At 62.2% G+C, this 12,610-nt stretch carries 12 protein-coding genes and 1 pseudogene; 5 read left to right on the top strand and 8 right to left on the bottom strand.

What is annotated here, in order from left to right; translation table 11 throughout:
* The first annotated feature begins 318 nt into the window (after window positions 1–318).
* Window positions 319–1,032: an NlpC/P60 family protein gene (locus IT40_RS27875; protein WP_084197308.1), complete on the top strand. Its 714-nt coding sequence runs from the start codon at window positions 319–321 to the stop codon at window positions 1,030–1,032.
* A 106-nt stretch (window positions 1,033–1,138) separates the two neighbouring features.
* Here IT40_RS27875 and IT40_RS19845 read toward each other — a convergent pair whose 3' ends face one another.
* The 5 genes from IT40_RS19845 to IT40_RS19835 all read right to left on the bottom strand — a co-directional run bounded on the left by IT40_RS19845 (window position 1,139) and on the right by IT40_RS19835 (window position 6,167).
* Window positions 1,139–2,071: an IS5 family transposase gene (locus IT40_RS19845; RefSeq protein WP_036758929.1), complete on the bottom strand. Its 933-nt coding sequence runs from the start codon at window positions 2,069–2,071 to the stop codon at window positions 1,139–1,141.
* A 557-nt stretch (window positions 2,072–2,628) separates the two neighbouring features.
* Window positions 2,629–3,042, bottom strand: coding sequence for a hypothetical protein (locus IT40_RS28830; protein WP_147307292.1), 414 nt, complete (start codon window positions 3,040–3,042; stop codon window positions 2,629–2,631).
* A gap of 173 nt (window positions 3,043–3,215) precedes the next feature.
* On the bottom strand, window positions 3,216–3,587 hold the full coding sequence (locus tag IT40_RS28825; RefSeq protein ID WP_147307293.1) for a hypothetical protein: 372 nt from the start codon (window positions 3,585–3,587) through the stop codon (window positions 3,216–3,218).
* A 37-nt stretch (window positions 3,588–3,624) separates the two neighbouring features.
* On the bottom strand, window positions 3,625–4,779 hold the full coding sequence (locus IT40_RS19840) for a tyrosine-type recombinase/integrase (protein ID WP_166436109.1): 1,155 nt from the start codon (window positions 4,777–4,779) through the stop codon (window positions 3,625–3,627).
* A 26-nt stretch (window positions 4,780–4,805) separates the two neighbouring features.
* The gene (locus IT40_RS19835) at window positions 4,806–6,167 is read right to left on the bottom strand and encodes a tyrosine-type recombinase/integrase (RefSeq protein ID WP_084197306.1); all 1,362 of its coding nucleotides are present in this window, start codon (window positions 6,165–6,167) and stop codon (window positions 4,806–4,808) included.
* Between the two features lie 186 nt (window positions 6,168–6,353).
* Here IT40_RS19835 and IT40_RS19830 point away from each other — a divergent pair, with 186 nt between their 5' ends.
* The 3 genes from IT40_RS19830 to IT40_RS28820 all read left to right on the top strand — a co-directional run bounded on the left by IT40_RS19830 (window position 6,354) and on the right by IT40_RS28820 (window position 8,919).
* Window positions 6,354–7,280, top strand: a complete 927-nt coding sequence (locus IT40_RS19830; RefSeq protein WP_036758921.1) for an oxidoreductase — start codon at window positions 6,354–6,356, stop codon at window positions 7,278–7,280.
* A gap of 11 nt (window positions 7,281–7,291) precedes the next feature.
* Window positions 7,292–7,978, top strand: coding sequence for a type 1 glutamine amidotransferase domain-containing protein (locus IT40_RS19825; protein ID WP_036758918.1), 687 nt, complete (start codon window positions 7,292–7,294; stop codon window positions 7,976–7,978).
* Window positions 7,979–8,421: 443 nt separating this feature from the next.
* Entirely contained in the window at window positions 8,422–8,919 is a 498-nt protein-coding gene (locus IT40_RS28820) for a hypothetical protein (RefSeq protein ID WP_147307294.1), read from the top strand.
* A 21-nt stretch (window positions 8,920–8,940) separates the two neighbouring features.
* On the opposite strand, the gene IT40_RS19820 is transcribed toward IT40_RS28820, so the two are convergent.
* The 3 genes and pseudogenes from IT40_RS19820 to IT40_RS30920 form a co-directional block, all read right to left on the bottom strand.
* The gene (locus IT40_RS19820) at window positions 8,941–9,753 is read right to left on the bottom strand and encodes an aminoglycoside phosphotransferase family protein (protein WP_036758974.1); all 813 of its coding nucleotides are present in this window, start codon (window positions 9,751–9,753) and stop codon (window positions 8,941–8,943) included.
* Between the two features lie 97 nt (window positions 9,754–9,850).
* Complete coding sequence (locus IT40_RS19815; protein WP_243700196.1) at window positions 9,851–10,603, bottom strand: YecA/YgfB family protein; 753 nt, start codon at window positions 10,601–10,603, stop codon at window positions 9,851–9,853.
* A 51-nt stretch (window positions 10,604–10,654) separates the two neighbouring features.
* Window positions 10,655–10,786, bottom strand: a pseudogene (locus IT40_RS30920) (type B chloramphenicol O-acetyltransferase); the annotation flags it as partial.
* A 244-nt stretch (window positions 10,787–11,030) separates the two neighbouring features.
* On the opposite strand from IT40_RS30920, the gene IT40_RS19805 reads away from it, so the two are divergent.
* The gene (locus tag IT40_RS19805) at window positions 11,031–12,608 is read left to right on the top strand and encodes an ABC-F family ATP-binding cassette domain-containing protein (RefSeq protein ID WP_036758909.1); all 1,578 of its coding nucleotides are present in this window, start codon (window positions 11,031–11,033) and stop codon (window positions 12,606–12,608) included.
* Window positions 12,609–12,610 lie beyond the last annotated feature (2 nt).

Genomic DNA, 12,610 nt, shown 5'->3' with positions numbered 1-12,610 from the left:
AGGACAAATCTATCCATACGAAGCTGCTTGAATCAAGAAGAAAGCGAGCTCATGCTGCACCAAATGGCCGGGCGGGACCGCTCGCTTATCCGACGCGGAAACGGCGGGCTATGAGCCGATAGGCGGGTGAGCAGCCTGCCGTATGCTCAATGCTAAGGAACCGCGCTGGATTCTTGATGTCGTTGGAGGGTGGATAAAAGCACAAAGTTCCTTCTCAACAGAATGAAAAAAATTCTAGCGATGTCGCGGTAAAATTTTACTAGAAACGAATCACTTCTTGTGAATATCCTTCTATGGTTGCGTTGTGGAGTGGTCGCGATGGACAGTATTGCATGGGTGCAGAGGCGCCTAATCATGCACGGGTTTGATCCTGGAATAGTAGATGGGATTTGGGGGGCAAACACGAGAAATGCATTGATTGCATTTCAGCAAAGATCAGGAATTCCAGCAAATGGAAGGGTGGATAATGCTACCCTTCACGCGCTGCGAGCAGGTTGGTTGGGCAATCCTCCTGGTCCAGAGTGGCCTCCAAGAATAGCTTTGGATTATTTTCCATGGATGCAGATTGCGCTTCTGAAAATGGGTTTGCACGAGAGGAGGGATATAATAGAGCTAAGTAAATTTCTTGTTGCCGATGGAAGGACTCTAGGTGACCCAAGTAGAAATCTATGGTGTGGAGATTTCGTTCAAACCTGTATTGCAATAGCCATACCGGAAGCGCCGGTCCCTGTTAACCCTTATGCCTCCCGAGAGTGGATGAAATTTGGTCAAGCTGTTGAGCCATGTTTCGGGTCTATTCTGGTGTTCTGGAGGAAAAGTGTATCGGGAGGTGAGGGACATGTCGGATTTTATTATTCAGAGGATTCGGAATCATTCCATGTTCTGGGTGGCAATCAGGGGGACTCTGTCTCGATTTCGAAGGTGCATAAGTCCCGTTTCCTTTCCGCACAGCTTCCAGCAATTGGCGGCCCGTATCCTCGGCGCAGGATTACCAGCGCAGCTGACTGGAGTAAGTCTTACGATGAAGCGTAAATATTGACGTCACTGGTCATTTAGCATAGCAGTTGCATTTTCAGTTTGATATGGCGTTGTTGCAGAAGTCAGGGTGTGAGCGCAGTTGCCCCTTCCCCCATTGTGTTCATGCCACGCGTTTGATCTCGGCGGAGCCGAGGGCATTGAAGCGGTTCATGAGGGCTATGCGGATATGGATTTCGGCGGCTTGGCGGTCGGGGTCTCGTGATGCGATCCTCTCTCCGAAGGCCTTGAGGCACCGCATCCTGGCCTCGATCCTGCTTCGGACATGATAACCTGACCAGCGCTTCCATATGGCCCTGCCCAAGCGTCGGGTTGCCCGGAGGATCTCGTTGCGGGCTGTGGCGGCAGGGCAATCCTCGCGCCAGAGGCGACCGTTGCGACGGATCGGGATGACGGCGGTGCCGCCCCGATCAAGGACCGCAGTGTGACATCGCCTTGTGTCGAAGGCACCGTCGCCGGTGACGGTGCCGATCTGTTCATCCGCCGGTATCTGGTCGAGCAGGTGGGGCAGCATAGGGCTGTCGCCCTTGTTGGCGGAGGTGAACTCCACCGCCCGGATGTCACCGGTGGCGGTGTCCATGGCCAGATGAGCCTTGCGATACTGGCGGCGGCGATGCGTGCCGTGCTTGCGTGCAAGCCACTCCCCATCGCCAAGGAACTTGATCCCTGTGCTGTCCACCAGCAGGTTCAGCGGCCCCGGTGCACGGCGGCTTGATATCTGTATCTCGATGGTCTTCTGCCTGCGGCTGAGCGTCGAGAAATCGGGCACAGGCCAATCGATGCCCGCCATCGACAGGATGCTCGCCACCATCCCGGTCGTCTGCCGAAGCGGAAGCCCGAACAGGACTTTCACCATCAGGCAAAACTGGATCGCCGCATCGCTGAACACCGGAGGGCGGCCGTTGCACCCGGTCTTGGGGCCACGCCACGCCATCTCCTTGTCCAGCCAGATCAGTAACGACCCCCGCCGCCTCAAGGCGTCGTTGTAGGATTTCCAGTTCGTCGTGTGGTAGCGGGCGGCTTCGGGCTTGCTCATCCAAGCCTCTTAACCAACTGGATTCGCCAAGTGAATCCTTCCAGAATAAGAGTTCTGCAACAACGCCGCTAGAGCCACCCAAGAAAACGAACTGTAATCCTAACCTTAGTCGGTAGAATTCTCTTGCATTGCCTCACCAAGTAATTCACTTGGAAATAGAAGGTTAAATGTCCTGGCGATAAAGGCTCCAAAAACCGTTTCCAACCCTCCAACAAATATTGTGGCGTCGTCTATTACTCCGGGGCCGGGAAAGAAAAATATTGGCGACATTACTAGGATTAAGCTAAAAATTCCGATAACTCCACATTGTGTTAGAAGGCTCGCTCTGCCTATCTGCCGTCCAACTTCGCTTGCGATCTCAGTTGGATTTACAGCTATATACCGATAGTAAGTTATTGCATACAGTCCTGCTATTGGTGTAATAGCGACCACGTTACGTACCAACTCTTTCGTAGGGAGGTCGTACCATAATGAAAACCCAGCCATGAGGAAAATGGCCGAGAAGTGGGATATTAGGATGATTGATCCAACAAGGATTCTAAAGGTCCGCAGGCGCATCATTCTTCATGTTCTCCCCATATTGCAGCTATTTCTTTTTCCGCGCCATGCCTAATGGCTGCATGAATGTGCTTTTCGAAGCCCGCAGTCCAACCTTCTCCTGGATCGAAAATTTTTGTGTTGCCGCCTTCCGTAAAAATTTCGTCGCTATTTTTTCGATTCCCAAGCGCAAGTCTTAAATAAATATACGGAATTTCGGCGCAATCTGACGAGTAAAATAAAATTATCCGTATTACTAAACGCTCGTAACCCACTCGATATGTGCCAGTCAAGAATTTCCCAGGTCCTGCTATCACTATTTCATGCTCTATGAATCCTTGTTCGGACGTGGTAATAGGAGAGATCGATACCCACCAAGGGTCGGACTTCCAGACCCAGTATCCTGAATAAATGCAACTTGCTTTCTCGCTCATGCTGGAAGCAATCCAATTGCACACATTTTGCAGAGAATAAACTTTTTCTACAGATCTAATATGCAGTGGAATTTCTTTGCATTGCTGTGCGAAAGTATTGCTGGAGAGCAATATGCAGAAAACAAAAGAAATTATTGTCTGTTTTGTGGCAAAGAAGACTATTCTGCACAATTTTATAGACCTCCCATATTATTTGCATTTGGAGTAGGTTCTGGGATCGGTAATGGCGGTATTTTTGGCATGCCGGGAATTTTGCTACCCCCGGGGTAGCAATTGGGGCAGTAGAGAAGGCCAAGATTATCTATAATTTCTGGGATTTGATCGTCATTTATCCCTGGGTCAAGTGGAATAAGTCCGAATTCTCCGGATTCTAGATATGGAAGAAGGTCTCCTAACTTGCTTTTTTGAGAATCATCAAGTTGCGGTTTTTTGGGTGAAACCTGTTCAACGATGGGCTGTGCAGTCGCGTTCGAAGAAAATGTGAGAAATGCTACGATCATGACGATCTGTTTTTTTGTTGTTGGAGGGATATAAAAAATAGACAAGATTTCCTCCTATGTGTTGACCAATAGTGACATATGTTTAAATTGCGTCAAGTGGTTTTGGGAGTCCTGGACCGTTAAGAACTGGTGGCGCGCCAATCATCATGTTTCCGACAATTCCGGCCACTCTTTCCGCCGCTGTCGCGAGATACTGCCCGTCAAGATGGGCATAGCGTTCCGTGCTGGCAGGTCTGGCATGACCGAGGAGTTTCCCGGCAATGGTCAGGCTCTGGCCCTGCATGATGGCGTGGCTGGCATAGGTATGGCGCAGGTCGTGCAGCCGGATATCGTCGGGCAGGCCCGCCCGCCAGCGGATGACGGACCATTGATGATCGATCTTGCCGATGGGGGCATTCGGCAGGCGTGACGACGGGAAGACGAAGGGCGAGATCGCGCCCTTCTTCCGTTTCGCAAGCAACCGGATCGCGGGCGAGGACAGCAGCACCTCGCGCGGCCCGGTCTTGGTCGCTGCCAGTGACAGCCGATCCGGCAGGACCTCGGACCAGCGTAGCCGCAGGATCTCTCCCGACCGGCAGCCGGTCAGCAGGATCAACCGGACGGCATCGGCCGCGTCGCGATGCGACGGCGGGCAGGATCTCAAGGCCTTGCCGAGGGCGGTGATCTGATCGCTGGACAGCAGCCGTCCACGCGCCTTGCGCCGGTTCTTGCGGATCGGTGCGCAGGGGTTGGGCGCATCCTTCGGGATCAGCTTGGCGGATCGCGCGAAGTTCAGCATGGTGACCAACAATCCAAGCGCCTGATTGGCACCACCGGGCCGGGTGCGGGAATAGCTGTGGAACCATTGCGCGATCTCTGGCGTGGTCAGCCGCAGCACCGGACGCTTGCCGAAAGCGGGACGAAGCTGGGTGTCGAGGTAGACGCGACAGGAAGCCAGCGTCTCGGGCTTGTAGACACCCTGCCTGGCCGAGAGGAAGGCGTCGGCCAGGGCATTGAAGGTCAGCGCGGTGGCCGAGAGGGGCGGGGGAGGCGGGGCCTCCCCCGCGATCAGCTTCAGGGCCTGGGCGCGGGCGTCGGTCAGGTCGATCCGATCCACCGCGCCGATGGTGATGCGGCGATTCCCCATCCGCAGGGTCCATGACTTGGCGCCCGAGGGCTGCACCCTCAGGCCGAGGCCGGACACATGGGCATCGTGCAGGGTGTATTCGCGCTTGCCGGGACGGGCGTTGCGGATCACCGCCGGGGTGAAGAGGTTGGGGACGGTCATTGGCCGGGCTCCTTCTGATTGAGCGCAAGATCGGCTTTCACCGCCTTCCAGAACAGTTTTGGGTCCAGTCCATGCTTTTCGCAGAAGGCCGGGATCAGCAGGCGGGAGCGTTTGTATTCCCGCAGCAGCTGCGGCGGGATGGCGGGTTGGCTCGCTGGCGGTTTGGCGGCCTCGGCAGATTTTCCGGCCCTGACATCGGTGGCGGGCTGGCGGCCCTTCCGGGTGAGGGCATCGTTCAGATGCTTGCCCACGCTCGCCGCCGCCTTGCGCAGCGTATCGTCGGCCAGGTGGGTATAGCCCTCGGTGATCGCCAGATCGCTGTGACCCAGCAGCCCGGCGACGGTGCGCAGCGGTTCGCCCGCACTGACGGCGGTGGTGGCGAAGCTGTGGCGCAGGTCGTGCAGCCGCAGACCCGGCATCCTGATCGCGGTCCTGATCTCGCGCCACAGCTTGTCGAGCCGAGGAGTGCTGACCGGCGTGCCATCCTGCCCGAAGACCAGATCGCCGGTGCGCGGCAGGGAGGCCAGGAGATCGAGGGCGGGCGTCCCGAGCCAGATCGAGCGCGGCCCGGCCTTGGCATCGGGCAAGGCGGCGCGCGGCCCGTCGATCCAGTCCCAACGTAGGGTCGCCGCTTCGCCGCGCCGGCAGCCCGTCAGGGCGAGGAAACGGATCAGCGCAACCAGCAGGGGCGCCTGCCCCTCCCGCGCGTCGAGGGCACGGCCGAGCCGGACATAGTCCTTCGCGCGCAGCACCGTGGCGGTGAAGCCGGATTTCTTGCGCCGCATCCCGGCGCAGGGATTGCTGCCGGGTGCGCGCAACCCCAGCAGTTCGGCATGGCGCATCATGCCGGAGAGAACCGCCAGCACCCGGTTGCGGCCGCCCGGCGCACAAGGCAGGGCTGCGAACCAACCCGCGACGTCCTCGGCGGTCAGCGCCGCGACGGGCGTCTCACCGAGAGAGGGCAGGATGTGCCCCTTGATGCCGTAGCGATGCCCCACCAGCGTTGAGGGTTTCCACTGGCCCGCGCAATCCGCCAACCACCGTTCCGCGAACTCGGCCATGGTCGTATCGGGGCTGATCGCCGCCTCGGCTCGTTCGGCGCGCAGCGTATCGAGGACGGCTGCTGCTGCCTGGCGGGCGGCCTCCTGAGTCAAGGTCGAGGCCGCGCCGAGTGTGCGCCGGGTGCTGCGCCCGCCGATCCGGGCCTGGACGATCCAGCTTTCCCTGCCGAAGCGGTTGCGCAGGCCGAGGGCGGGAAGCTCGCTGTCCCAGGTCACGACATCGGCAAGGGGGTCATCGTCACGCCCCACGGGCGCGGGCGGGTGTTTCGGGGCAGCGGCAATCTGCGGTCGGGCCATCTTGGTTACTCCCGCTTTCCGTCAGGACGAAATCCACGCAGTCCCCGGAAAGCGCTCAGGACAAGGCGGAAAGCGCTTTCCCATTTCGACTGCGTGAGCTGTTCTGGCGTGTCGGGATTTCAGCTAACCGCTTGCGTCGGCTGGCTGATCCGGGCTTCCTGCCGCAAGGTGTGACCCTGCCACAAGGTGGCGTTTTCGGTCACACCTGAGGCCATCGCGCCCTCTGCGGTGCCGATGCGGATGGAGGGGGCATCGCGCCTGTTCGCCAAGCCCCGCGCCATGACCGGGGCCGAGATCGAAACGGTGATCGCCCGCTTTGCCGAGACTGCCGCGCTGGCCGAACAGGCGGACTTCGACGGGGTGCAGATCCATGCCGCGCATGGCTATCTGCTCAGCCAGTTCCTGTCGCCGCTGACCAATCTGCGGACGGACGGTTGGGGCGGCAGCCTGGAGAACCGCGCCCGGCTGCTGGTCGAGATCGTCCGGGCGGTGCGCGCCCGGGTCTCGCCCGGCTTCGGGGTCGGGGTGAAGCTGAATTCCTCGGATTTCCAGAAGGGCGGCTTCGGGGCCGAGGATGCCGTCGCCGTGGTGCGGATGCTGAACGACATGCCCGTCGATCTGGTCGAGCTGTCGGGTGGCAGCTACGAAAGTCCCGCCATGCATGGCCGTCCCGCCGCCGCCAGCACCGTGGCGCGCGAGGCCTATTTCGTCGATTTCGCCCGCGACGTGGTGGCAGAGGCGCGGATGCCGGTGCTGGTCACGGGCGGCATCCGCCGCCGCACCACGGCCGAGGCCGCGCTGGCCCCCGAGGACGGCCGCCCCGGCGTGGCCATGGTCGGCCTTGCGCAGGCGCTGGCCTTTGCGCCCGACCTGCCGAACCGCTGGCGCGCGGGAGAGGCAGCGGTCGAGGTGCCAGGGATCCGCTGGAAAAGCCGCCCGCTGGCGAGCCTTGCCACCATGGCGCTGGCGAAACGGCAGTTGCGCCGCATGGGCGCAGGCAAGCGGCCGACGCCCCGTGCCTGGGCGCCCGGCGTGGTGGCCTGCGACCAGCTCAGGACAATCTGGCGCAGCCGCCGCTATCGCGCCTGGTTGCAAGCCCGCCGTCAGGCGTGAGAGGATCGGCCATGAAACGCATCCTGCATGTCGTGACCAATGTTGCGCATTACGACGACCCGACTCACCCCACTGGCTTGTGGCTGTCGGAACTGACCTATGCTTGGGACATCTTCGCCGCCGAGGGCCACGCGCAGCACCTGGTCAGCCCGGAGGGCGGCCGCGTGCCGCTGGAACCGCGGGCGCTGAAATGGCCGCTGCTGGACGCCTCGGCGCGGGGCTGGTTGCACGACCCCGCCCGGATGGTGCTGCTGGAGGATACCGCCGCGCCCGACAACATTGACCCGGCTGAATACGATGCCATCTACTTCACCGGCGGGCATGGCGTGATGTGGGACTTCCCCGACAGCGCCGGATTGCAACGCCTTACCCGCGAGATCTGGGAGCGGGGCGGCATCGTCGGTGCGGTCTGCCATGGCTACTGCGGGCTGCTGAACACCCGGCTTTCGGACGGCACGCTTCTGGTCTCGGGCCGCCGTGTCACCGGGTTTTCCTGGCGCGAGGAAATCCTGGCCGGGGTGGCGAAAGCGATGCTCTTCGATGCCGAGGCCGAGATGGTCCGCCGCGGCGCGCTCTATCGCAAGGCGCTGCTGCCTTTCCTCCCGTATGTCGTCACCGACGGGCGGCTGGTGACAGGACAGAACCCCGCATCGGCCAGGGCAACTGCGAAACGGATCGCTCGCCTTCTACGCGGGTAAAGGCAGGGAGACGCCGTGTCGCGGCTTTGAAACCGCTATAGCGAACCCGCTGGATTCAAGGGCGTTGAACCGAAAGCAACGTTCCAAACAGGAATCCCGCCATGAGGATGATATCGCCGCTTTGCCTTGCCCTTCAGGTGCTTGCCGGATGTGAAGCTGCGCCCGACGGGGACCGGCAATACGGTTTCCGGAATGGCCGCATCATCGTCCTGGAACCGCAGCGCACCGTGGTCAGATTCGAGGGAGCAGTCTGTGCCCTGCATCATCGCGACATTGCGCTAATCTATGCCTCGGCTGACTAGGCGGCCACTGAGAGAAAGCATAGGAGTGTGCCGCCATATTTCCTCGTGAAGCCTCTACTTGACGGAATCGTTCTGCGTATTCATCATTCTGTACTGGGCTTTGCGTCTCCGTGATGCCCAAGGTATTCATGGAGAACACGCATGTCTGGTCCAAACCCCGTTGATGATAATAACGACAATTCCGCGCAAGGCACTCTTTCTGAAATTGCTGTTGCATCGTTGCGCAAGAACCTCGCTCTCGGGAATATAACCCGGCATGTCATACGCGGCGGTTTTTTGGAATTCGTTGTGATGGCACATTTTGACATGCAGCCGAGCAACATCCAATTCCTCACCGGAACAGCAGCTAGCCTTATCTTCGATACGGCTTCCCCCGTCGCGAAGCGAATCGGAATGAGCTCGCTTATGGTGGGCGGCGGTCTTATTACCCTGATCTTCGATAGTATCGCAGAATATGATCGCGTAGAAGCACTGAAAAAATCTGTCCGCGAAGACGAGCTTTGGCTTGAGGTCTGGAACAGCATGACTGAGGAAGAGCGGCAACGTGCGCGCATTGCGAACCTGCGTGAGAAGAGCACCATTCGTATGGCATCTCGGTCACTATCATCTGGTCGTATGCAAGGAGCACTGTTCGTTTGAGCAGGGGGCTTACGTCACCGCTTACCGATCCAGTTCCGCCGCCGCCAGCTCGGCGATCTGCAGGTCGATCCCGGCCAGGGGATCGCCGTCCTCCAGGAACCAGGCCGCCGACAACCCGGTCCATGCCAGGATCCATTGCAGCAGGTGCTTGCGCTCCAGCCCCGCTGCCTCGGCAACCACATCCACACGGCGGGCGAAACGGCCTGGCTCGGTGGCGACGGGCCGGCTGGGATCGCTCAGGTCCGGGTTGGTGAAGATATTGGCGAAGTCGAAGCCTCGCTCGCCGAGCAACCCGTGGGGATCGGTGGCGCGCCAGCCGCGTGGGCCGAAGTCCAGCACGTTGTCATGGTGCAGATCGCCATGCAGCACCACGCGATCGCGCGGCTCGGCCAGCAGCATCCGGGCGGTGTCCGCGCAACGCAGAAGGATGCCGCCATGTTTCGCGGCGGCGGGCTCGAGGTCTCGGAACCACCGGGTCAGAGGCACCAGATCGGGAAGGGCGCCGGGCCGGGGGGCGTGGAGCTTCGCGGCGGTGGCGCAGAGGATGCGGCAGGCTTCATCGTCGCAGCCTTCGCGTGCCATATCGGCCAGCGACTGCGGACCCGTGGCGCGTTCCATCAGCAGGGCGTTCTCGTCCCGCGCGAAGACCTGCGCCGCGCCGTCCCCGTTCCACCATTCCATCAGCCCGGCGCCGCGCTGCTGGTCCTCTTGCGACGACAGTTTCAGCATGGCGGGTCTGCCGCGCCGGAGCACCGGGAACAGGGTGGCGGTCGGCGTGGTGATCGGCTCGCCATCCGCGATCAGACCCCAGCGGAGCGAGTAGGGATCGAGCATCAGCATTCTCCGGGCTGCAGGGCACGCTGGCAATGCCGTGGGCCCGGAGCCAAGCGGATGCACGGTATGGCGGCCATTTCCCGTCCCAGCAACCCCGTCAGTTCTTGCCGCAGCATTGCTTGTACTTGCGGCCCGAACCGCAAGGGCAGGGATCGTTCCGGCCTGGACGTTTGCCTTGCGTGGGGGCGTGAGGGAGATTGCTGGGCTCCAGCACGACGCCTGGGCGCGAGACGAGCAGGATCGCCGCGACGCAATTGGGGATCAGATCCGGGGCATCCAGATCGATCTCGTCGATTTCCTCGTCGGTAAAGGTGCTGGTCCCCTCGTTGATGTCCTGCAGGGCCATCAGGAAGATCAGGGCTGAACGCGTTTCCTCATCGGCCTGTTCGAGCATCGCCTGCCAGGCCTCGGGGCGCAGGCGCAGGGCACGGGTGAAGCCATCGACCCAAGGCTCCCAGAGCGTTTCGTCGCTGTTCGGATCCACCTCGTAGATCGGCTCGATCCATGGGCTTCGCGCGATCTCCGCGGCGACGGCATTGTAATGCGCCATCACCGCCGAGATCGTCGCCTCCGCCGTTGCCAGGTCGGGGAACCGGGCATCCCCGGTTTCTCCCCAGACATGGGGAAGCCATTCGGAGGGCGGGATGAGATCCGGGCAGGACAGGATGCCGGTCACATAGCCGTCGAGCTCGCTCAGGCTCATCGGATAGGTTTCCTGCGGCAGGGCCCACAGGAGTTCGTGGAGATGGTCGAGATCCCGATCCGATCTGCCCATGACGCGGCTCCTTCGTCCTGACGCTTTGCCTATCCGCCCGAAGGCCGAATCGCAATGCGGCCATGGGCCACCCATCGCGCGGTTCCGGCATGGATGCGCCCGTTCCAGAGGAGCGGGCGCGCTTTGTCAGGAGGTTCGCACCTTTTCCAGCCAATGCCGATGCAGTTTCTCGACCTCGCCGCTAGTCAGCAAGGGCATGGCGGCGTGCAACCGCTCATCGGGCCAGTCCCGCCACCACATCTTTAGCAGCGACCCGATCAGCCGGGCGGCATAGTCCAGCGCCGTCTCGGGATCGTGGATCGAGCAGTGGCCGACCACGACCAGCAGCCGCGCTGTCACCTGGTTTCTGCGAGGTATCTGGCTTGGAAGCGCGGCGCTACGCCCTTGCAACCTGTGGAGCAGTCCCTATCTCATTCCGACACCGACCCATGAGGCCCTTTCGCCATGCGCAATCTTCCCGCCGCCTTCGCCCGTCCGAATCCGCTGCGAGAAGTTATGCCCCATGCCTGCCTCCGTCACGCTTTCCGGCCTGTCACACACCACCCCTGACGGCACCCCGCTTTTTACCGGCCTGAACCTGAGCTTCGGCCCCGAGTGCACCGGCCTCGTCGGGCGCAACGGCAGCGGCAAGACCACGCTTCTGCGCCTGATCACGGGCGAACTCGCGCCGCAATCGGGCAGCGTCCATGCGCCGCCGCGCCTGGTCGTGCTGCGGCAGGACGTCGAACCCGCGCCCATGGGCAGCATCGCCGATCTGTTTCACGCAGGCCCCGCGCTGGCCCTGCTGGACCGGGCCGAGGCCGGGCTGGCCGGTGCCGACGATCTCGCGCAGGCCGACTGGACCCTGCCAGCGCGGATCGAGGCCGCGCTGCTGCGCTGCGGGCTTTCCGTTCCGCCCGATATCCCGCTGGCCTCGCTTTCGGGCGGGCAGCGGACGCGGGCGGCGCTGGCCGCGCTGGTCTTCGCGGAACCCGATCTGCTGCTGCTGGACGAGCCGACGAACAATCTCGACCGCGAGGGGCGGCGGGCGGTGGCCGAGTTGATCCGGGGCTGGCGCGGCGCGGCCATCGTGGTCAGCCATGACCGCGAACTGCTGGAAGGGATGGATGCCATCGTCGAACTGACCAGCCTTGGCGCGACCCGCTATGGCGGCAATTACAGCACTTATCGGGCGCTGAAACAGGTGGAACTGGATGCCGCCCGCCGCGATCTGGCCGATGCCGGAAAGGCCCGTGCCGAGACCCGCCGCCGCGCCCAACAGGCTGCCGAGCGCAAGGCGCGCAAGGACCGCGCCGGGCGGCACCTGCATCTGAAGGGGGGCCAGCCGCGCATCATCCTCGACGCCTGGAAGGACCAGGCCGAGGCGGCGGGCGGTGCGCATCTCCGCCTGCGCGAGGCGCGGATGGCCGAGGCGGAGGACGCCTTGGCCTTAGCCCGCGAGAAGCTGGAGGTGATCGAGCCCTTGCAGATGCGGATCGCGCCGACCGGCCTGCCGCCGGGCAGGCTGGTCCTGCGGCTGGACCATGTGACCGGCGGGCATGATCCGGCGCGCCCGGTGATCCGCAATCTGTCGCTGGCGATCACGGGCCCCGAGCGCATCGCGATCCACGGCCCCAACGGCAGCGGCAAGACGACGCTGCTGGCGCTGGTTACGGGGCGGCTGGCGCCCTTGCAAGGCACGGTCGATCTGCGGGTTCCCTTCGCGCTGCTGGACCAGCATCTGGGCCTGCTGGACCCCGGCCTGACCCTGCGCGGGAATTTCCTGCGCCTGAACCCGCAGGCCGACGAGAACCAGGCCCGCGCGGCGTTGGCGCGCTTCCGCTTCCGTGCGGATGACGCCTTGCGGCAGGCGGACAGCCTCAGCGGCGGCGAAAGGCTGCGCGCGGGTCTGGCCTGCACCCTGGGGCAGGCCGTGCCGCCGCCGCTGCTGATCCTGGACGAGCCGACGAACCATCTGGACCTCGACGCGACCGAGGCGCTGGAGGCGGCGCTGGCCGGCTATGACGGCGCGCTGCTGGTGGTCAGCCACGATGCCGCGTTCCTCGACAGGCTGGCGCTGGACCGGACCGTTAGGCTGTAGGG

The sequence above is a fragment of the Paracoccus versutus genome (assembly GCF_000763885.1).
GTDB classification, from domain to species: Bacteria; Pseudomonadota; Alphaproteobacteria; order Rhodobacterales; family Rhodobacteraceae; genus Paracoccus; species Paracoccus versutus.
The sequence above is the reverse complement of the archived record's forward strand: the minus strand, read 5'-3'. Positions and strand labels throughout refer to the sequence as shown.